We start from the raw sequence: 20,347 nt of genomic DNA on the forward strand, positions 1-20,347 counted from the left end.
TTCATGGCCCCTACCAGTAGCCTAACCATACTTGAAATCAGCGCCATATTTTTATCCATCACAGCCCTATTAACTTACGTTAACCATCGTTTTATTGGTCTACCGACCACGATTGGCGTGATGGTTATCTCCATTTTATTATCTATTGGCGCGATATTTTTGGGATTTTTGGGATTTGATCAGCTGATTGATTATGAAGTAAGCTTATTAGAGCAGCTTGATTTTACCGAAGTCTTATTAGATGGCATGCTCTCTATGCTGTTATTTGCAGGGGCGCTGCACGTCAATATCAGCGATTTAAAACGTTATAAACTGCCTATTGGCATCCTTGCTTGCGTCGGTACCATCGTCTCTGCGATGCTTATCGCCACGGCGCTTTATTTTATGCTGCCGCTGCTTGGTTTCGGTTTGCCGTTTCTTTGGTGTTTGCTATTCGGTGCTCTAATATCACCGACCGACCCCATTGCCGTAATGGGTATTTTGGCATCGGCTGGCGCGCCAAAAAGTATAGAAACGGTCATCGCGGGCGAGTCTTTATTTAATGATGGTATCGGCGTCGTCATCTTTGTATTGCTGCTAGGTATTTTATCCAGTGGTGATATCCCAACCGCCAATTATGTGGCGCATACTCTAGCGGTTGAAGCCGGTGGCGGCATTATTTTTGGGTTGATACTTGGGTCGATTTTGTATTACATGCTGAAAAGTATCGATAGCTATCAAGAAGAAGTGTTGTTAACGCTTGCTGGTGTGATAGGTGGTTATGCACTCGCCAGTCATTGGCATTTATCAGGACCACTCGCCATGGTGATGATGGGATTAATGGTTGGTAATCGCGGACGCGCATTGGCGATGAGCGATAAAACGCGGCATTATATTGATTTATTTTGGGAATTAATCGATGAAATTCTCAATGCTATTTTATTCGTACTCATCGGTTTAGAAGTAGTGATGATTGCTTATTCGGGTAATTTATTTATCGCCGCTGGCTTGACGATTGTCATTGCCCTACTTGCGCGTTTTATCGTTGTAGGTATGACGACCAAAACCTTTCATCGTCAGCTCGATTTGCCGACTGGTGCATGGAAAGTGCTGACATGGGGCGGATTACGTGGGGGTATTTCGGTTGCCTTAGTGTTGCAGCTGCCGCTGGGAACCGAACGCGATATCTTGTTGGCGCTCACTTATGCAGTCGTGATATTCTCTATCTTGGTGCAAGGTTTGAGTATTGGCAAAGTCGCCAAAAGCATTCGCACTGATAAGAGTACAGCAAAGCCATAATTTATAACCAGTTTTAAGCCAATCGTTTTAGCAAAAGAAAGCCAGCATAAGATAGTATCTTACGCTGGCTTTTTCATACACATTCAGTTTTTTTGATAGGCGCTATAATAAGCCCTTTTTATATCAGACCCTTTCGCTTCATATTACGATAGACCACGACCACAATAAGAAGATTCGAGACTAATATCCCAAGCTTAAACCAATCAAATGGGCTAACGATTAGATAGTAAAGCTCAATAGGAATAAACACCCCATAACCCAGCACACCAAACCAATACGCCCATGTTTTATCTTGCCATAAGCCATAAGCCTCAAGGAAACGCAGACTGGCGTAAGCAAAGATTAATAACAAGAATAATGGCCAGTTTTTACTTGCTTGCTGGGCAATCCGTACTGCACTGTCAACTTGCGGTGCCAGTAGCTGTCCAAAAGTCTGTTGCCAAGAAGCAGTCGCTGTCGTCAGCCAATGCTCAAGGTCAGCATGCCATGACCATAAAGCCCCTGCCCCTAATAGCGCACCGACCCCTTTAACCACCTCATAGATTGCCACCGCTTTGATAGACTCACTGGCAGTACTGTGCGACTTGATGGTTTGGTTGTGCAAGTGATGATCGCTATCCTTCGAGGATGGTTGCAGACTATCATCCTGCCTAGGCAAATTAGCCAAAGAAAGTCTCCACAACGTGGCCTTGCAACTGCTGATTAAAGAATGGCGTGTTTTTACCATTGGACAGCATGGATTGGGCGGTCACTTGCCACTCTAACTTAGGATCCACCAGTACTGCGCCGCCGATTTTTTCATATTGCTCACTAATACCAGCGATTTTCGCCGGATTGAGACAGATTTTATCGACAAGTTGCTCTAAGGTTAACACCTCATCATTGACTAGCTGACAAGCCAGCGCCATAAAGGTATCAAAATTTGAGATGCCTGGTGTACTCTCAGCAAATGGGGCTTTTTTGGCGGTACTGTTCAAGGGTTCATGATGGCTACATATCGCATCAATGGTGCCATCTTTTAGACCACGGCGGATGGCTTGCTGATCGGTATTACTACGCAGGGGTGGTAATACATAGGCTTGGGCGTTAAAACCCTCTAAATTGTCATCGGTCAAATACAACTGATGCATGGCCACATCACAAGTCACGGGCAGGCCTTTATCTTTTGCCCAGCGCATTAATTCAATTGAAGATTTACAGGATAATTGACTAAAGTGAGCGGCGATGCCCGTTTCTTCAACCATTAGCAACTGCGTTGATAAGGCAACCGTTTCAGCAATCCAAGGAATCCCCTGCAAGCCATGATATGAAGCGATATAACCTTCATGAGCCACGCCATCACCAGATAGACTTGGCTCATCAGGATAAAAGAACACTTTCATATTAAAAGTCGCGGCGTATTCCAGTGTACGCAGTAATACTAAATCATTGCGAAAAGGGCGGCGCGCATTAGAAACGGCTATGCAACCGCCTTTTTTAAGCCCAGCGATATTTGATGGGCGCTCACCTTCTAAACCAGCAGTCAATGCACCCAAAATATGCAAATATATGCCGCCATCACCAAGCGCGCGCTCACGTAAGCCTTTTAATAATGAACCGTTCTCTAAGATAGGATTGGTATCAGGAGGAATGACCACATGCAAAAAACCATTGCCACGAGCAGCGCGCCCTTCTGACTCCAAAGTGCCATGTTGTTGTTGACCTGGTTCACGTAGGCGGGCGCACAGATCCACCAAAGGCGGCAGTAGCCACATTTCACGACCAGCTTCGAGTGACGCCAACTTATCTGTCGCAGCACTTGATAGTGAGTCTTTAAATGATTGAGGAAGATGGTTAATTATCGGTGCATCTATATTTAACATAGTTGTCATGAGCGTTATTACCGTATCAATAAAATGGGATAAATAAATATAAAACAGCGAGGCAGAGGATTATTTACTCGCAGCTTGGTGAGCGCGCTGACCTTCCATAGCTAACGACAGTACTGCCATACGAATAGCGATGCCGTTATTCACCTGTTTTAAAATCACTGACTGGTCGCCATCAGCAACGCTTGATGCAATCTCAACACCGCGGTTCATCGGCCCTGGATGCATGACCAACGCATCGGGCTTAGCCAACGCCATGCGCTCTGGTGTAATACCGTAGTGTTTATAATATTCACTCGATGATGCCAATAGTGGCGAGCCGATACGTTCGTTCTGTATTCTTAATCCCATAATGACATCACAGTTCGTGACACAGTCATTCATATCTTCATAGACTTGTACCCCAAAACGCTCAATGCCTTTCGGTAATAAGGTACGCGGCGCACAGACGCGAATGTCTTTTACACCCAAGGTTTGTAGCGCACTAATGTCTGAGCGCGCCACTCGCGAATGCTTGATATCGCCAACGATAGCCACTGACAGCTCCTCAAATGGGCGCGGCGCTTCACGATGAATAGTGAGCATATCGAGCATCCCTTGCGTTGGATGCGCATGCCAGCCATCACCGCCATTAATAATAGCAATATTCGGTGTGACCTCTGTTGCCATAAAATGGGCAGCACCTGATGCTGAATGCCGTACCACAAAGATATCTGCCGTCATGGCTTGTAGATTCCACAGCGTATCACGCAAGCTTTCGCCTTTTTTAGTGCTAGAGCGCTCGATATCGATATTAAGCACATTGGCACCTAGACGCTTTTCGGCTACTTCAAAGGTCGTACGGGTACGCGTTGACGGCTCAAAAAACAAATTCATTACCGTATAGCCTTCGAGCTCAGGACGGTTAATGAGCTGTCCATTATCATCAAAAAACGTCTCTGCTTTGGCAATAATCGCTTGCAGCTGCGCTTTATTAAGACCTTCCACCCCCAAAAAATGGCGAATACTGCCATCGCTATTAAGCTGCGGACGACTTAACGACGCATCAAGTTTCTCATGAATGGTATCAGGGTCGAATTTGGCATAATCCGTTGGCGAGACTGTCTGAGTTGAGCGGCTATCGATAGAATTTGGCATAATGGCAGGTCTTTATTGTTGGTTTATATGATTTAATAATCATTATTTATGCGTTTTTTGGCGATTTATAGTCGACGATAAGCACAGAGACAAGGACATTTTGGCACTTATTTGCTACAATTTACCCCAGTGGCAGTGAGAGACATAGCGCTGTAAAAAACAGCCATCGTCATCCTCTTGGGCAGTAGCCATAGACCTGTCAAAACCATCATTAAAAATCCGCTTAGCCAAACGATAAATAAATAATAATAGTGATAGTGTAGCTGATTTTGTGGTCAGGACAAAGATGCCGTGCGAGGTATTTAAAAATTTGCCAGATTTAGGTCTGTAACGTGCGACCCAACCGATTTTCCAACCCCTTATTTAATCCTTAGTTTCAGTAGCCTTTATTTTAACAGCATTTATTAGGAAGCCTTATGACAACCCTTACAGACTATCTCAATGATTATTCACCCAATCCTGCACTGAGTGACGTTATTACGACTGTCACTGACGTGGGTAAAACCATCTCACAATTATTGAGAAAAGGAGCGCTAGCAGACATTCTAGGAGAAGCTGGCAACCAAAACGTCCAAGGTGAAGACCAAAAGAAACTGGACGTACTGGCCAATGACTTATTATTAGATGCTTTGGCGAAGAATACCGATTGTGCAGGCGTGGCCTCAGAAGAGCTTGACGATGCTACCCCTGCCAATGCAGATGGCAGTTTGTTGGTATTGTTCGACCCGCTTGATGGTTCATCAAACATCGATATTAATATGGCCGTTGGCACTATCTTTTCTGTTTTACCGTACCAGCGCCAAGGTCAAATCAGTGAAAATAGCGACTTCTTGCAAGCTGGTAATCAACAGCTAGCAGCAGGCTATTTATTATATGGCACCTCTACCGTACTAGCGCTAACTATCGCCGATCATGTCGTGATGTTTAGCCTAGACCCTGACACTAACGATTATGTATTGATACAAGAAAACGTGCAAATCGATGCCGATACCAGCGAATATGCCATCAATGCTTCAAACTACCGCTACTGGCGCGCACCCATGCAGCAGTATATCGATGAGTTAATTGCTGGCGAAACGGGTGTCCGTGGTCGCGATTTCAATACACGCTGGGTGGCGGCCATGGTCGGTGATGTGCATCGTATTTTATGTCGTGGTGGTCTCTTCACTTATCCGTTCGATACCAAATATGCCAATAAAGCGGGCAAATTACGCTTGATGTATGAAGCCAATCCAATGAGCTTATTGATTGAGCGTGCGGGTGGCGCTGCTACTGATGCAGTCAATCGCATTTTAGACATAGAGCCAACCGATATTCACCAACGCGTCCCAGTGGTACTAGGCAGTAAAAATGAAGTCGATTATGTTAAAAATCTGCATGTAAATTACGCTGATAAATAAGCACTTTGCCTTTACTTTGATAACAATCAGTATAAAACTACAGCATGTATAGGCTTTATACTGATTGTTTAATTTTTCTATATTTTTTTCTAAGCGATCCACTATGGTAGCAAATCCCACCGAGCTTATTACCTCAGATAAAAATACGACCGTTAAACTTGTCAAATCCTTGTTAACGCAAGCGCGGCAGCGGAAGAAGCAAGGGCAAACGGTGATTGAGGGCGTGCATCTCATCGATGCGGCGCTGCGTAGTGACTACCCGTTTGTCCAAATCCTACTCGCAGAGTCTGCGCACAATCATCCTGAGGTTCAGCAAATTTTGACGCGCTTGCCTACTTATACGCCTGTTTTAACGTTATCAAATTCGCTGTATGAGAGCATTCGTAGCTTAGGTACTGGTATCGATATCATGGCAATCATTAAGGTACCAACGCCTCGTTTATCGATGATTAATGATGACTGCTTGATTTTAAATGATGTGCAAGACAGTGGCAATGTGGGCACCCTATTACGCACCGCAGCAGCGGTTGGCATCAAGAATATACTCTGTACCAGTGCGACAGCACAAGCGTGGTCCCCTAAGACATTACGAGCAGGCATGGGCGCTCAGTTTGCCCTGACCATTTATGAAGATCTAAGTGTGCAAGATATTTTAGACCATGTGCAAACACCGCTATTTGCTACCAGCTCCCATACTGATACAGTCATTTATAAACATGACTTAAAAAAACCTATCGCTTGGATTATGGGGCATGAAGGACAAGGCGTTTGTGACGAACTGATGCAGTGCGCCACCCCTATCGCTCTACCACAGCCTAATGGTCAAGAAAGCCTTAATGTCGCCATTGCAGGCTCATTATGCTTATATGAAACGCTACGTCAAAGAAACTATAACTAATGTTGTTTGACTGAATCAAAAACATACCTCTCAAATACGAAAAACCCGCTATAAATAATAGCGGGTTTTTATACTTAACTAATCACTAAATAACGATTAAACCTTGCTAGTAAGCTCAGGCAATGCTGTAAATAAATCCGCTTCTAAGAAATAATCAGCAACGCTAGCGATAGGTGCTTCTGGGTCATTGTTGATAGCAACAATAACTTTAGAATCTTTCATACCCGCTAAATGCTGAATCGCGCCTGAAATGCCCGCTGCAATATATAAGTCTGGTGCAACGATTTTACCCGTTTGACCGACCTGCATATCGTTTGGTACGTAACCTGCGTCAACAGCGGCACGTGATGCACCAACGGCAGCGCCAAGTTTATCAGCCAATGGTTCGATATATTTGGTAAAGTTCTCGCCATTTGCTAAGGCACGACCACCAGAAACCACAATGCCTGCTGAAGTCAATTCAGGACGATCAGATTTCGCCATCTCTTCATTAACGAAGCTTGCTTTGCCAGTTTCTTGCACGTTGTCGATTGTCTCAACAGTAGCTGAACCACCTTCGCTTGCTACTGGGTCAAAAGCTGTGGTACGTACTGTTATGACGGCTTTATCTTCTGTGGTCTTAACAGTTGCTGTTGCGTTACCAGCATAGATAGGACGCTCAAACGTTTGCGCATCTACGACGGCTGAGATTTCTGATAGCATGCTTACGTCAAGTAAAGCGGCAACACGTGGCATAAAGTTCTTACCAGTGGTTGTTGCTGGTGCAAGGATATGGCTGTAATCACCAGCGATATCAGCAACCAATAGCGCAACGTTACCCGCTAATTGATGCTCATAGGCAGCGTTGTCTGCTAATAATACTTTAGTCACGCCTTCTGCTTTAGCTGCTTGGTCAGCGACAGCTTGAGCACCACTACCTGCAACCAACACATGGATATCATCACCCATTTGCTTAGCAGCAGCGATGGTATTCAAAGTTGCCTTTTTCAGACTGGCATTGTCATGTTCTGCATATACCAAAATTGCCATGATTTTAATCCTTTTTTATTCGTATCATCTATTCATGCGGTTGTTTGTGTACAAAGCTGTTTGAGCAACTATTATTTTATATAAAATAAATCAGTTAAATCTATAGCTTTGTACAGGATATGCCGTAGCGAAGTATCCAATCATTGAAACATTAAATGACTTTTGCTTCGTTTCTTAGCTTATCGACCAACTCATCCACTGAACCCACTTTGATGCCAGCTTTACGTTCAGCAGGTGGCACAACTTTAATGATCTCTTGCTTAGAGGCCATATCAACACCAAAATCAGCAGGCGTTTTTTCGTCAAGTGGTTTTTTCTTCGCTTTCATGATGTTAGGCAATTTAGCATAACGAGGCTCATTCAAACGTAAATCAGTGGTGATAACCGCTGGTAACTCAAGTGCTAGCGTCTGTAAACCACCGTCGATTTCACGAGTCACGTTTACTTTATCGCCTTCAACTTTTACTTCTGATGCAAACGTACCCTGACCGATACCCATCAATGCCGCTAGCATCTGACCAGTCTGGTTGTTATCATCATCAATGGCTTGCTTACCCAATAAGATAATATCAGTGCCTTCACTCTCGGCGATATTTTTGAGGATCTTAGCAATTTGTAATGGATACGGCTTGTCGTCAGTCAACACTAAAACACCACGATCAGCGCCCAATGCTAACGCTGCACGAATTTGCTCTTGTGATTCTTTTGGACCGATTGAAGCAACAATGATTTCATCAATCACACCTGCTTCTTTTAGACGAACCGCTTCTTCTACTGCAATCTCATCAAAAGGATTGATTGACATCTTAGTGTTTGATAAATCAACGCCAGAGTTGTCAGCTTTTACACGAACTTTTACGTTGTAATCAATGACACGCTTGACCGCTACTAATGCTTTCATACGTTCCTCGTTTATTAATGTTATGAATTAAAAATTGTCAGTTAAGAACCAAAGGTTCATTTTTTTAAACTGTCGTTCAAAATACTACTTAGGGTTATTACTGCGTCAACAGATAGTAGTTAATTAAGCGAGAAGAAACAATACCGAAAATGGTATTAGTATCACACTACTCATTGATAAAATCTGCTAAAGCTAAGCCAACCATTATTATCAGACCCCTGTATCTTGCGTGAGCACAGGCATAAGGTCAAGACAACGCCGTGAATAATGCGTCATAAATTTGTCACCATTCTATAATAAATAGTTTATAAGTACACAATTTTACAGTCTTCTTTAACCTACATTCTCAATATTTCACCTATTTTTAGCACTGTCAATACGATAGTTACTTAATGGATTGTTGTGATCTATCTCGCTGGCATCAATCGAGAACATCAATCGACAACAATAATCAAAAACTCAAAATCTACGATTTTCTATTTTTACTGGAACCAATCAGCAACTCACTGTCGCGTATATCATCGAATAATGACCAGTCAGGCGTGACTGCATTATTTTTGATGACACTCATATCCCCTGTGGTTTCCATAATGACAGCAAATACTTCCGTTTTAGACTTGATCCCATTCTTGCGTAAAACCTGTTGAACATCACTGGTACTAAGATTGGCCTCTTTTAAATTTCTACTAAAATACTCGCCATGCGCCATTAATATAATGGCTCGATTGTCTATCAGAGATTTTAACGGTTTGAATTTACGCCTGATAAATGAGATAACCCCTTGAATCACAAACAATACTGCGACAGAAAACAGCCCTTGCATTAATGACGGTGTGTCTGATAGCACCGTTGAAGCGAGTATACTGCCAATACCGACAGTCATCGCAAAATCATGGCTTGAGAGCTTGGAGAAACTTCGCAACCCCATCAATCTTGTAAATAACATTAACCCTAAATAAAAACCGATTGCAGATAGAGAAATACCCAGCACTTACTGCCAATCGATTGAAAACCATGCCTCCCACTTCATAAAACAACCTTATTTTGTTAGATCTTTTTTGAGTCAGTGCTGATGACTGACAGCTAATATCAGTATGCTTTTGATGATTTTACGTTTATAGCAAAAAAAATGGCATAAAAAAAGCAACCTGATAAGAGGTTGCTTTTTTTTAGAGTTGAAACAGTATTTTTATTGTTTTAACAAACAAAGGCATCAATGCATATTGATAATCTTACTGTCATCAAGCTTACTGACTAATCAGCTTACCAGATGTCAAATGAGATTAGATAGCTTCGATTTGCTCGGCTTGTGGGCCTTTTTTGCCATCACCTAAGATGAAAGACACTTTTTGGCCTTCGGCTAGAGTTTTGAAACCACCACCTTGGATAGCGCTGTAGTGAGCGAATACGTCTTGTCCGCCATTGTCTTGAGCGATAAAACCAAAACCTTTAGCTTCATTAAACCACTTTACAGTGCCTTCAACTTTATCTGACATAAATTTTCCTAACTCTTTAACTGTTGGCGAGACGTGTGTCGTCACCGATTAATTGATATATACCCAAACTATTTTCTGCTAAATGCAACAGTCAATACGATCAAAATATCGTTAGATAGCTTGAAATTACGACCTAAAATCTTTTGAGTACAGCCTGATTATAGCAGCTTTTTATAATCGCAACAGGTTAAATTGATGATTTTTGTAAACAACGACAATCCGTTTTTAAAAGTCACGAAAGCCAATTAAATACTATCTAATACATTGATAAGAAAGATATTTTATATCATTTACTATCTATCATTCTAACGTAAAGGTGTCATTTAAGTTGGTGACAGCATTATCTCAAATAATAAATAGGTGATAAGTCAGCATATGCTTCATTGAGATATCGGTAGCCACGGTGAACTTAATACTAACAAACAAAGCGCAAAAAATATCAGCGAAAATGACTGACTATAGGCGATGTATTTAGCAGGTATCACCAAGTCTTTAGGAGAATCAGGAATACCTTTACGTTTTAGTAAACGCGTCCCGTATATCCATCCAAAGGTAGTATAGATGCCATAAGCAGCAGGTACCGTAATGGCTAGTGGCGTCAAGTCAATCACATATAATATGACAACGGAAATAAAGAACCACAAAGTATCCAAGAGTGAGCTGATTTGAAAAAACTTAGATTTAGGCAATTTGCCATCGGTTTTTTTGAGCATCTCCCCTTCTATCCATATTAAAACAGCTACCACAGCGCTAAGAGTAATATATACGAATTGCGGCGTTAGCCAGTCTGGATAAGATATTTGCACAACACACAACCTATAATCTATAAAAAATAAGAACGCGCAACTCAATCGTCTTGATAATTAACCAGCAACTGGTTGCACTAAGAATATTCAAAAAATCAATGAAGGCTAGATATATGAGGCATCGATTGGTCGTTTTCAACCAACACCAAAGCGATTGTGGTTAAAATTTCACTAAAGTAGTGCAAACTAAAAAAGCCCACACTATTAAGTAATAGCATGGGCTCTTAGGTCTATATCAGCGATTAATCTCTTAATAGCCTAATACTGAATTAGTTTTTTTCTTTATCGATGATTTTATTACCGCCGATCCAAGGCATCATGCCACGTAGCTTAGCGCCAGTGATTTCGATTTGATGCTCTGCATTGTTACGACGACGAGCCGTCATTGAGGGATAGTTGGTTGCGCCTTCAGAGATAAACATCTTCGCGTACTCACCAGACTGAATGCGTTTTAGGGCATTACGCATGGCTTCACGTGATTGCTCATTGATGACTTCAGGACCAGTTACGTATTCGCCATATTCAGCGTTGTTACTGATTGAATAGTTCATGTCAGCGATACCGCCTTCATACATGAGGTCTACAATAAGCTTAAGCTCATGCAAGCACTCAAAGTAAGCCATTTCTGGGGCATAGCCAGCTTCAGTTAGGGTTTCAAAGCCCATTTTAACCAGCTCTACTGCGCCGCCACAAAGTACTGCTTGCTCACCGAATAGATCAGTTTCAGTTTCGTCTTTAAAGGTTGTTTCGATAATACCTGAACGACCACCACCAACACCAGCAGCATAAGAGAGTGCTAATTGTTTGGCTTGACCTGAAGCATCTTGGTAGATAGCGATAAGATCAGGGATACCGCCGCCTTTGGCAAACTCTGAACGTACCGTATGACCTGGTGCTTTTGGTGCAACCATAATGACATCAAGATCACCACGTGGTACGACTTGGTTATAATGAATCGCAAAACCATGAGCAAACGCTAGGGTTGCACCTTCTTTGATATTTGGTTCGATTACATCATTATATAGCTCTTTTTGAAACTCATCAGGCGTCAAAATCATGATGACATCAGCAGCTTTTACCGCTTCTTCTACTTCAGCTACTTTTAGACCTGCGTTTTCTGCTTTTTTCCATGAGCCAGAGTTAGCACGTAGACCAACGGTCACATCAACATCTGAATCTTGTAGGTTAAGCGCGTGTGCATGGCCTTGTGAACCATAACCAATAATGGCAACTTTTTTGCCTTGGATGATTGATAGATCACAATCTTTATCATAATAAACGTTCATAAACAGAGTCCTTTTCCTAAATCATGGCTTGCCATGGATAAATAAACACTTAAATTATAATCACCTTATCGAAGTGATGGGTGAGATAAGCGCTATGTTAATGTTTGAATAAATAATTTGACCTACAATAGGTACAGTAAGCACCCATTATAAACTGAGCGTTTTTTCGCCGCGTGCAATACCAATCACACCCGAACGCACCACTTCCATAATACGTTCACGACCAATCACATCAATAAAGCCGTCAAGTTTGGCTTTGTCACCGACGATTTGAATGGTATATAGATTGGCGTTCACATCAACGATTTGTGCGCGGAAAATATCGGCACTGCGTTTAATCTCTTCACGTACGCCACCCGTCGCCCGTACTTTTATGAGCATCAACTCGCGCTCGACGTGCACGGTATCTGATAGATTAAGCACTTTAACCACTTCAATCAATTTATGCAATTGCTTGGTGATTTGTTCTATTTTTTCAGGTGATGTAATAGTAGTCAATGTTAAGCGAGAAATACTCGAATCGTCTGTTGGCGCAACGTTCAAAGTTTCAATGTTGTAGCCACGTTGAGAGAACAAACCGACCACTCGCGACAACGAACCCGCTTCGTTTTCCATCAATACCGAAATCAGATGTTGTTGTTGCATTAGGTACGCTCCCCTTTTGTTAACCACATATCACGCATCGCTTGCCCAGCGATTTGCATTGGATATACATGCTCGTTACGATCGACATAAACGTCAATAAATACCAATCTATCTGTTATTGCCATGGCTTCCGCCAATTGCGCTTCCATGGTCGCAGGATCAGTAATCTTGATACCGACGTGACCATAGCTTTCAGCGAGTTTGACAAAGTCTGGTAGTGAATTCATATAAGAATGGGCATGACGACCTTCATACAGCATATCTTGCCACTGCTTCACCATGCCTAATTGGGCGTTATTTAGATTTAAGATTTTAACTGGCAAATTATATTGTAAGCAGGTTGAGAGCTCTTGAATATTCATCTGAATAGAGCCTTCACCCGTGATACAAACCACGTCACGCTCAGGGTGAGCAAGTTTGGCTGCCATCGCATACGGCAAGCCAACACCCATCGTCCCTAAACCACCTGAGTTTAGCCATTGGCGCGGCTCATTATAGGTATAATAAAGCGCGGCAAACATCTGATGCTGACCGACGTCACTGGTGATAATAGCGTTACTATTCGTCACTTTATCTAAAGCTTGAACGACCGCTTGGGGCTTAATGCCGTTATCGGTGCTAGTGTCATAACGCAGGCCATGACGCTTACGCCACTCATTAATCTGTGACCACCAATCCAACAATGCTGGTTGGTCTAGCTCTTTATCATCACCGACAATCTCTAGTATATCGGTCAGGACAGATTTAACATCACCCACGATCGGAATATGCGCATTAATCGTTTTTGAAATAGAGGTAGGATCAATATCAATATGAATAATCGTCGCATTCGGACAGAATTTTTTGACATTATTAGTGACACGGTCATCAAAACGTGCGCCAACTGCCAAGATGACGTCGGCATGATGCATGGTCATATTGGCTTCATAAGTGCCATGCATACCGAGCATACCCAAGAACTGACTATCAGAACCAGGGAACGCGCCCAAGCCCATTAAGGTATTGGTTACTGGTAAATTTAAACGGTGCGCAAGATTAGTAAGCTCTTTATGCGCATTGCCTAAAACAACACCACCACCAGAGTAAACAATCGGACGCTTTGCAGCAAGCAGCGTTTCAACCGCTTTTTTAATCTGACCACTATGGCCTTTTAATGACGGCTGATACGAACGTATAAACACTTCTTCTGGATAAGCGTAAGCAAACTTTTCACTTGGCGCGGTCATATCTTTTGGCACATCAATGACTACAGGACCTGGGCGTCCAGACTGGGCAATATAAAAGGCTTTTTTGACAATCATTGGGATTTCGCTAGCGTGGCGCACTTGAAAGCTATGCTTCACGATAGGACGTGATACACCGACCATATCTGTTTCTTGGAAGGCATCTTCCCCAATTAGGCTGCTAGGTACCTGACCTGCGATGACCACCATCGGCACAGAATCCATAAACGCTGTTGCGATAGCCGTTACGGTATTAGTAGCACCCGGACCTGACGTCGCTAATACTACACCTGTCTGCCCTGTGACTCGCGAATAAGCATCTGCCATGTGACCGGCTGCTTGCTCATGACGTACTAAAATATGCTCGATATTTTCTTGTTGAAACAAAGCATCATAGATATGAAGAACCGCACCACCTGGATAGCCAAAAATATATTTGACGCCCTCATCAGTCAGTGATTGCACCAACATCTCAGCACCAGATAGCATTATAGGTTGCTCACTACCCTCAGCGAGGCGTTGTTGCTTTTCTTCAAAATTTTTGGCGGCATTCCCCGTTTGGGTATGTCCCGTCATATTCGGACTTTGCGTGGTTTGCGTCACTGTCATCACCTTTTTTTTGTCAAGAATTGGCGTTCATTTACAAGAGGAAATCATGCTATTTACACAAGATGGTTCGTCTTATAGAAATGGCTGCAAATCCTTATCCATATCAAGAATGTGTGCCCACTATCTCTAAGTAACGCTGTTTTATAAGACAGCAGGCTACTCAAACACAGCAATATATGTAAGGTCAGTTTTATGGCAGGAGTCTATCGATGTACAGTGACAAGATGCGTGTGCATCTATAAAAGAAGCTTATTATTGATAAATAGCAGATAGCATTTACAACAGATTGATTTATACAGAGGCATTGATATTCACAACTTAAATCACTCTCACAGCCAATACTAATTTGTAAAATGGTTAGATTTTACGACAGGCTTATTAAAAAGATTTAATTACTGAATATTTTTCCATGTTTAATACAACCGCTAGAGTCACGCTTAGCGCATTTCAAATAATAAGTTTATCTTAGTCATTGTAGACAGATAAGTCCGGAGACAATACATAAAGTCATCGATAACAATCGTTATGATTACTATCTTTGCAATATCATTGTCACAAAGAAACGAAAAATGCGTAAGCCACTGATAAGTAACCTATCATCCTCATTTTCAAGTGCCACGGCAATATCATAAAAGCCGCTCACTGACCAATCAACTGCTATTATATTCGATGGTTTGTGAGCTATTGTCAAGAAAAACTTCTAAAGCCCATCCCTAACTATTAGTTATTAAATAATATACATTCATAAGGATTATTTGTTAGAATCGAAAGCTGGTACATTTTTAGTACCATTCCAACACTTAAATGTTATATTGACACATATATACACATCTGTTTTTTACCCCTTGAGAGGATTGCTACTATGGCATATGCGTCTAAAATAAATACTGCTACCAAACTGCTTGTGAGTACTGCGTATGTGCTAATGCTGTCGATGAATGCCAGTCATGCTATTCAAGTTTATAAATCTGTTGGTGCACATGGTGAAGTCAAATACAGCCAACATGCGCCGCAAAATGGTAAAAACATTGAGCTGATTGAATTTCGTAGTGATGGCAGACAAAGCAATGCAGGACAATTGGCTGGCAAAACAGATGCCAATCAAAGTACTAATACTCAAAGCGTAGAAGAGCAAAGAGTTGCAGCGCTTGAAGCACGGATTAAAGAACAAGAAGCACAAGCCAATGCACAGCGTTGCCAGTCACTCCGCAATAATTTGACCAACTTGAATGTCGGCGGACGTATTTATGAGATGGATGCAAATGGCAAGCGTCAATATTTAGACGGTCGTGAAATTGAGCTCAAACGTGAACGCGTACAGCAGGCAATTGATCAGTATTGTGGCAGCTCAACTACCTAGGCTTAATGCTAATTATAGACGTTAATCAATAGCTGCATCACATGACGAAGGGCTGCTGGCATATCCTGAGCTTGTAGTCCTCGTTGTCCAACCAACAACGTATTATTACTTTGATTGACCAGCGTATCCCCTGCTAATCCATGTATAACAACCGCTTGATGCAAGCTTTGCATTCCTGATGATAAATCTTGTTGTGCTAGCAGACTAGCAATGACACCAGATAACACATCACCCATGCCAGCCGTCGCCATACCCGCATTACCGACAGCACAAACATAAACGTGATGCTCACCTAAGCCCTGCTCTAATATCAAAGAACCTGCGCCTTTTAGCACCCATTCACCACCATAAGTTGTAGCGCACTGTTTTATCGCTTGTAGTCTATCGCTTTCCACCTCACTGATTCTCTTATTCAGTAATCTAGCAGTTTCGCCACTGTGCGGGGTCAAACAAACTTGATAATTAACACTATATTCTCGCAGCTGGCTGACCAATTCATGATGCTCTAATGGCAATGATGCTAAATGATAAAGTCCATCAGCATCAATCACTATTGCCTTTTTAGCTGTCATCGCAGTTTGTAGATACTTTATAAATAACACTTTTGCTTTTTCATCACGACCAAGCCCCATACCAATCGCAATCACAGTGGCTGACTTGATTAACTCCTGCACTCCATCCACATCATGCAAATTAATCGTCATTGCATCTGGTAGCGAAGTTAATAGGGCGCTATGAAAAGCCTCATGGCAAGCAACTGTAATTTTACCCGCTCCTGCCGCCATCGAGCTCGAAGCAGACAGTATCGCCGCGCCGCCCATACCTTGTGAGCCATCGATACGATTACCGCCAATAATCAGTACATGACCATAGCTACCTTTGTAGCTATTTTGACGGCGAGGACTTAGACCATATGCAGTAGTAATCAGTGTTGCTACTGGCATAAACCTTTTATCATTTATTGGATAAGGTATCAGCGGTATATCAATTACCTTGCCGCTACAATCCATACCATCTTTGGTATGCAAACCGAATTTCCGTGCAATTAAACATAGCGTTATATCAGCCTGTATAGCCACCTGCTCAAACACCTCGCCAGTCGAAGCCACCAGACCACTTGGAATATCAACCGCAATGGCCAAGGTACTATTTTGTTCAGATAACTTATTAAAGGTGCTAATGGCTGTTTTGTAAATACCTGTAGGCGCACGATCCAGTCCAATACCAAACAGCGCATCAATATAAACATCGGCTTGCAGATTACCATCTATTCCTTCTTCTAGATCACAAGCACTATTTTCAAAGCGTCGATAAGGGCAATTAGCCAATAGTTCCTCTTTTAGGGCTTTTTGTGCGTCAGAAAATGCTGTTATGTCATTGGTATCAAAATCATCACTCTCAAAACCAACTGTTACCACTTGTACCTGCCAACCCATTTGCTGTAAATAATAAGCAATGAGCCAACCGTCGCCACCATTATTACCCTTTCCAACCCAAATGCTCACTCGATGCTGACGCATATGACGAAGAGGCACATAAGTAGTGGCTGATGAAGAGATATTTAATTGCTTTTGTTCATATAATTGTTCTATGTTTTGCGCCATTTGCCAGGCTGCTTGTTTCATCAACCCAAAACTATCATGCCTCTCTACAAACCATGCTTGCTCCATCGCATAGAGTTGTTCACTACTATATAACGGGATAGGTTTTGCACTTTTTATAGGTGATAAATTGGTCTGATTTTTCATAACTAATCCTTGAGTATTTTTTGCTGATTTTTTATTTTATTGAGATATGATTACTATCATTTAGCATCAGCTTAGCAAACGCTTACATCAACGTATGTATCAATATGAATGTGAAATTATTTGCTTTTATACTTGCGCTCTTAGCTCACTGGCTTATTATATCGGTATTCACTCTATCGCCTACTGTCATACATGAATAATCTTCCTAAAGTAAACTTGCCTATCTCTTCAACCCAGCAGAAATCAGCTAAGCAAATCTCTACTGAACCTAAGCCTGCGTCCGAAAAAAAAATTAAGGTGAATAATAGCCCAACATTTACCACCACAGCCGATGTCAAACAATGGATTAAAACCCAAGCACAGGCTTTAGGATTTGCCGACTGTGGTTTTTTATCGGTGCATCACCCTTTATTTGCTAAGCAGATTGTACAATTGCAACAATGGCTCGATAAAGGTTATGAGGGGCAACTGCAGTTTATGCATAACAACCATGAACTGCGGGCAAATCCTGACCAACTGGTAGAAGGGGCAAAAACCATCATCAGTGTCCGTATGGATTACCTGACTCAAGCACCAACCCCACGTACGATTACTGACAATGACTACCCCAATCAAGGTATCATTGCTCGTTATGCCAGAGGACGCGACTATCATAAAACGATGCGCAGTCGTTTGAAACAATTGGCACTAAAAATAGAAGCCATGCTTCCTGAGTGGCAACACCTCAATATAGGTTCAGAGCAAGATTTTATTTTTAGGCCTTTTAGTGACTCTGCTCCTATTTTCGAGCGACCCATTGCCGATGCTGCTGGTCTTGGCTGGACAGGAAAGCACACCTTATTAATCAACAAGCAAGCAGGTTCATTTTTTGTATTGGGTGAGCTATTTATTAGCCTTGAGTTACCTGATGACAAACCCGTCAAAGAGCATTGCGGCAGTTGTAGCGCTTGTATCGACATCTGTCCCACTCAAGCGATTGTCGCGCCCTATGAGCTCAATGCTGCAGCTTGTATCTCCTACCTTACTATCGAGCACGACGGTATTATTGATATAAAATACCGCCGCGCGATTGGTAATCGCATCTTTGGCTGTGACGATTGTCAACTCATCTGTCCTTGGAATCGCTACGCCAATCTTACACCTGTAGAGGACTTCGCACCACGGCATAACCTTGATAGCAGCAGTCTGCTGGAGCTGTGGCAATGGCAAGAAACTGAATTTATGAAAAAAACTGAAGGCAGCCCGCTTAGACGCACAGGCTATGTGAACTTTTTGCGTAATATCGCGATTGGTCTTGGAAATGCTAATGGTAATGAAGAGACCATTACTCAGTTACAATCAAAGTTGGGCGTACATAACGAAATGCTCGATGTACATATCAATTGGGCCATAGCAGAACAGTACGAGAAGTTAAAAAATCTCTAAATCTTAAGTTTATATTTCTGTATGCCAAAAGAATGCCTCTTACTACAGTAAGAGGCATTCTTTATTTTATTCACGCATATCTCTGACAGTTCAAAACCATATTATGGCTTAGGAATGCGTAGTACTTGACCAGGATAAATCTTATCAGGGCTAGATAGCATCGGCTTATTGGCTTCAAAGATTTTCATATAATCATCCGCTGAACCATAAACCTCTTTTGCGATCTTAGACAAGCTATCACCAGATTTCACTGTATACATCGTTGACTCAGGCGCATCTTCTTCGATATCAATATTATCGATTACCTTGGCCACGTTTTGTACATTACCAATGGCGATAATCGCTTTTTCACGGTCTGCTTGTGTTTTAGCTTTACCGCTGATTTCTGCAGTATCTGTTGAGCCGTTATACTTGATTTTCAAATCGCTAATATTAAGATTTTGCTGCTGAATACGACGAAGTAAAATATTGGCAACTGATTGCGCAGAAGGCTCGCTACTCTGTACTGGCGTATTAGCGTCTGCTTTTGTTTCTGACTTGGCATCGTGTTTGGCGTCATCACGATTGAAAATTTTATCACCGATATCTTTTGCAAAACTGAACATACCCATTTACATACTCCTTTAAATATTGTTATTTATTATTCATCATTATTGTTTTAATGGCATATACTTTCATATATAACCACACTTTATATATCACTATACTTTGTTACTGCTAACTATTATGAGTATAGACAAAGATATGTGAGGTAGATAGTAATAGTATGTTGAGTAATGTTGATTTTGCGTAGCTTATGTTAACGTATTGATTAGTCATATAACCACCTGTTGCCATGGCAAATTATCAACATAAAAAAACCGCCTATCTCTACAGATAGGCGGCTAAAATAACTCGCTAAGCCACTAGCTAATTATAGCTGCGCTTGTACATAATCAATCGCTTTTTGAACAGTCGTTAATTCTGCTGAATCTTCATCAGGAATGGTAATGCCAAAGTCACTTTCAAATGACATAACCAATTCGACTAGGTCTAACGAATCTGCACCTAAGTCTTCCATAAATGATGCATCATTGTTGATATCTTCAACATTCATACCCAATTGCTCAGCTACTGCAGCTTTAACTCTTAGCTCGGTATCATTACTCATGTAGATTTCTCCTTTTTGATCTATTATTTTGGCAAGTCACCATAGGCCTATCATTAGGCTCTACAGCATTGTATATAAAATCATATCT

At 41.9% G+C, this 20,347-nt stretch carries 19 protein-coding genes; 5 read left to right on the plus strand and 14 right to left on the minus strand.

What is annotated here, in order from left to right:
* Positions 1–3 precede the first annotated feature (3 nt).
* Positions 4–1,278, plus strand: coding sequence for a cation:proton antiporter (locus tag ACP69U_RS11135; RefSeq protein WP_426138568.1), 1,275 nt, complete (start codon positions 4–6; stop codon positions 1,276–1,278).
* A gap of 118 nt (positions 1,279–1,396) precedes the next feature.
* On the opposite strand, the gene ACP69U_RS11140 is transcribed toward ACP69U_RS11135, so the two are convergent.
* From ACP69U_RS11140 to ACP69U_RS11150, 3 genes are read right to left on the minus strand one after another with little or no spacing between them, the layout of a single operon-like run.
* Positions 1,397–1,945: a DUF2127 domain-containing protein gene (locus tag ACP69U_RS11140; RefSeq protein ID WP_426138569.1), complete on the minus strand. Its 549-nt coding sequence runs from the start codon at positions 1,943–1,945 to the stop codon at positions 1,397–1,399.
* On the minus strand, positions 1,938–3,149 hold the full coding sequence (locus ACP69U_RS11145; RefSeq protein ID WP_193007801.1) for a dihydroorotase: 1,212 nt from the start codon (positions 3,147–3,149) through the stop codon (positions 1,938–1,940). The genes ACP69U_RS11140 and ACP69U_RS11145 overlap by 8 nt, the downstream gene beginning before the upstream one ends.
* Positions 3,150–3,209: 60 nt before the next feature.
* Positions 3,210–4,283 carry an aspartate carbamoyltransferase catalytic subunit gene (locus ACP69U_RS11150; protein WP_426138570.1) on the minus strand — a complete coding sequence of 358 codons (1,074 nt, stop codon included), beginning with the start codon at positions 4,281–4,283 and terminating at the stop codon, positions 3,210–3,212.
* Positions 4,284–4,699: 416 nt separating this feature from the next.
* Here ACP69U_RS11150 and ACP69U_RS11155 point away from each other — a divergent pair, with 416 nt between their 5' ends.
* Together ACP69U_RS11155 and ACP69U_RS11160 are read left to right on the plus strand one after the other, a co-directional pair.
* Positions 4,700–5,683 (plus strand): class 1 fructose-bisphosphatase, encoded by a 984-nt coding sequence (locus ACP69U_RS11155; protein ID WP_426138571.1) that lies wholly within the window; start codon positions 4,700–4,702, stop codon positions 5,681–5,683.
* Positions 5,684–5,786: 103 nt separating this feature from the next.
* A complete protein-coding gene (locus ACP69U_RS11160; RefSeq protein ID WP_426138572.1) occupies positions 5,787–6,581 on the plus strand; it encodes a TrmH family RNA methyltransferase in 795 nt (264 codons plus the stop codon).
* 96 nt (positions 6,582–6,677) lie between these two features.
* On the opposite strand, the gene ACP69U_RS11165 is transcribed toward ACP69U_RS11160, so the two are convergent.
* From ACP69U_RS11165 to ACP69U_RS11200, 8 genes are all read right to left on the minus strand, one after another.
* Positions 6,678–7,610 carry an electron transfer flavoprotein subunit alpha/FixB family protein gene (locus tag ACP69U_RS11165; RefSeq protein ID WP_193007805.1) on the minus strand — a complete coding sequence of 311 codons (933 nt, stop codon included), beginning with the start codon at positions 7,608–7,610 and terminating at the stop codon, positions 6,678–6,680.
* 151 nt (positions 7,611–7,761) lie between these two features.
* Positions 7,762–8,511: an electron transfer flavoprotein subunit beta/FixA family protein gene (locus ACP69U_RS11170; RefSeq protein ID WP_045446670.1), complete on the minus strand. Its 750-nt coding sequence runs from the start codon at positions 8,509–8,511 to the stop codon at positions 7,762–7,764.
* A gap of 466 nt (positions 8,512–8,977) precedes the next feature.
* On the minus strand, positions 8,978–9,394 hold the full coding sequence (locus ACP69U_RS11175) for a DUF421 domain-containing protein (RefSeq protein WP_226950247.1): 417 nt from the start codon (positions 9,392–9,394) through the stop codon (positions 8,978–8,980).
* 400 nt (positions 9,395–9,794) lie between these two features.
* Entirely contained in the window at positions 9,795–10,007 is a 213-nt protein-coding gene (locus tag ACP69U_RS11180; protein ID WP_010196799.1) for a cold-shock protein, read from the minus strand.
* A gap of 380 nt (positions 10,008–10,387) precedes the next feature.
* The gene (locus tag ACP69U_RS11185; RefSeq protein WP_045454429.1) at positions 10,388–10,813 is read right to left on the minus strand and encodes a hypothetical protein; all 426 of its coding nucleotides are present in this window, start codon (positions 10,811–10,813) and stop codon (positions 10,388–10,390) included.
* 269 nt (positions 10,814–11,082) lie between these two features.
* Positions 11,083–12,099 (minus strand): ketol-acid reductoisomerase, encoded by a 1,017-nt coding sequence (ilvC, locus tag ACP69U_RS11190; protein WP_045446660.1) that lies wholly within the window; start codon positions 12,097–12,099, stop codon positions 11,083–11,085.
* A 147-nt stretch (positions 12,100–12,246) separates the two neighbouring features.
* The gene (ilvN, locus tag ACP69U_RS11195) at positions 12,247–12,744 is read right to left on the minus strand and encodes an acetolactate synthase small subunit (RefSeq protein ID WP_045454430.1); all 498 of its coding nucleotides are present in this window, start codon (positions 12,742–12,744) and stop codon (positions 12,247–12,249) included.
* A complete protein-coding gene (locus tag ACP69U_RS11200) occupies positions 12,744–14,576 on the minus strand; it encodes an acetolactate synthase 3 large subunit (protein WP_426138573.1) in 1,833 nt (610 codons plus the stop codon). The genes ilvN and ACP69U_RS11200 overlap by 1 nt, the downstream gene beginning before the upstream one ends.
* Before the next feature lie 862 nt (positions 14,577–15,438).
* Here ACP69U_RS11200 and ACP69U_RS11205 point away from each other — a divergent pair.
* Positions 15,439–15,936, plus strand: a complete 498-nt coding sequence (locus ACP69U_RS11205; protein WP_426138574.1) for a DUF4124 domain-containing protein — start codon at positions 15,439–15,441, stop codon at positions 15,934–15,936.
* 8 nt (positions 15,937–15,944) lie between these two features.
* On the opposite strand, the gene ACP69U_RS11210 is transcribed toward ACP69U_RS11205, so the two are convergent.
* Positions 15,945–17,684, minus strand: coding sequence for an NAD(P)H-hydrate dehydratase (locus ACP69U_RS11210; protein ID WP_426138575.1), 1,740 nt, complete (start codon positions 17,682–17,684; stop codon positions 15,945–15,947).
* Between the two features lie 192 nt (positions 17,685–17,876).
* On the opposite strand from ACP69U_RS11210, the gene queG reads away from it, so the two are divergent.
* Positions 17,877–19,109: a tRNA epoxyqueuosine(34) reductase QueG gene (queG, locus tag ACP69U_RS11215; protein WP_426138576.1), complete on the plus strand. Its 1,233-nt coding sequence runs from the start codon at positions 17,877–17,879 to the stop codon at positions 19,107–19,109.
* Positions 19,110–19,210: 101 nt separating this feature from the next.
* Here queG and lysM read toward each other — a convergent pair whose 3' ends face one another.
* Complete coding sequence (gene lysM / locus ACP69U_RS11220; protein WP_055125278.1) at positions 19,211–19,720, minus strand: peptidoglycan-binding protein LysM; 510 nt, start codon at positions 19,718–19,720, stop codon at positions 19,211–19,213.
* A 302-nt stretch (positions 19,721–20,022) separates the two neighbouring features.
* Complete coding sequence (gene acpP, locus ACP69U_RS11225) at positions 20,023–20,259, minus strand: acyl carrier protein (RefSeq protein WP_025652201.1); 237 nt, start codon at positions 20,257–20,259, stop codon at positions 20,023–20,025.
* Between the last annotated feature and the right edge of the window lie 88 nt (positions 20,260–20,347).

It is taken from the genome of Psychrobacter sp. TWR1-1-1, from assembly GCF_049895865.1.
GTDB classification, from domain to species: Bacteria; Pseudomonadota; Gammaproteobacteria; order Pseudomonadales; family Moraxellaceae; genus Psychrobacter; species Psychrobacter immobilis_A.

Excerpts from the sequence above, each read along its gene's own strand:
- ACP69U_RS11150 (WP_426138570.1), bottom strand. The coding sequence starts at position 4,283 with ATGCCAAATTCTATCGATAGCCGCTCAACTCAGACAGTCTCGCCAACG.
- ACP69U_RS11205 (WP_426138574.1), top strand. The coding sequence starts at position 15,439 with ATGGCATATGCGTCTAAAATAAATACTGCTACCAAACTGCTTGTGAGT.
- ACP69U_RS11160 (WP_426138572.1), top strand. The coding sequence starts at position 5,787 with ATGGTAGCAAATCCCACCGAGCTTATTACCTCAGATAAAAATACGACC.
- ACP69U_RS11145 (WP_193007801.1), bottom strand. The coding sequence starts at position 3,149 with ATGACAACTATGTTAAATATAGATGCACCGATAATTAACCATCTTCCT.
- ACP69U_RS11180 (WP_010196799.1), bottom strand. The coding sequence starts at position 10,007 with ATGTCAGATAAAGTTGAAGGCACTGTAAAGTGGTTTAATGAAGCTAAA.
- ACP69U_RS11135 (WP_426138568.1), top strand. The coding sequence starts at position 4 with ATGGCCCCTACCAGTAGCCTAACCATACTTGAAATCAGCGCCATATTT.
- ACP69U_RS11200 (WP_426138573.1), bottom strand. The coding sequence starts at position 14,576 with ATGACAGTGACGCAAACCACGCAAAGTCCGAATATGACGGGACATACC.
- acpP (WP_025652201.1), bottom strand. The coding sequence starts at position 20,259 with ATGAGTAATGATACCGAGCTAAGAGTTAAAGCTGCAGTAGCTGAGCAA.
- ACP69U_RS11155 (WP_426138571.1), top strand. The coding sequence starts at position 4,700 with ATGACAACCCTTACAGACTATCTCAATGATTATTCACCCAATCCTGCA.
- ilvN (WP_045454430.1), bottom strand. The coding sequence starts at position 12,744 with ATGCAACAACAACATCTGATTTCGGTATTGATGGAAAACGAAGCGGGT.
- queG (WP_426138576.1), top strand. The coding sequence starts at position 17,877 with ATGAATAATCTTCCTAAAGTAAACTTGCCTATCTCTTCAACCCAGCAG.
- ilvC (WP_045446660.1), bottom strand. The coding sequence starts at position 12,099 with ATGAACGTTTATTATGATAAAGATTGTGATCTATCAATCATCCAAGGC.
- ACP69U_RS11175 (WP_226950247.1), bottom strand. The coding sequence starts at position 9,394 with ATGACTGTCGGTATTGGCAGTATACTCGCTTCAACGGTGCTATCAGAC.
- ACP69U_RS11165 (WP_193007805.1), bottom strand. The coding sequence starts at position 7,610 with ATGGCAATTTTGGTATATGCAGAACATGACAATGCCAGTCTGAAAAAG.
- ACP69U_RS11170 (WP_045446670.1), bottom strand. The coding sequence starts at position 8,511 with ATGAAAGCATTAGTAGCGGTCAAGCGTGTCATTGATTACAACGTAAAA.
- lysM (WP_055125278.1), bottom strand. The coding sequence starts at position 19,720 with ATGGGTATGTTCAGTTTTGCAAAAGATATCGGTGATAAAATTTTCAAT.
- ACP69U_RS11210 (WP_426138575.1), bottom strand. The coding sequence starts at position 17,684 with ATGAAAAATCAGACCAATTTATCACCTATAAAAAGTGCAAAACCTATC.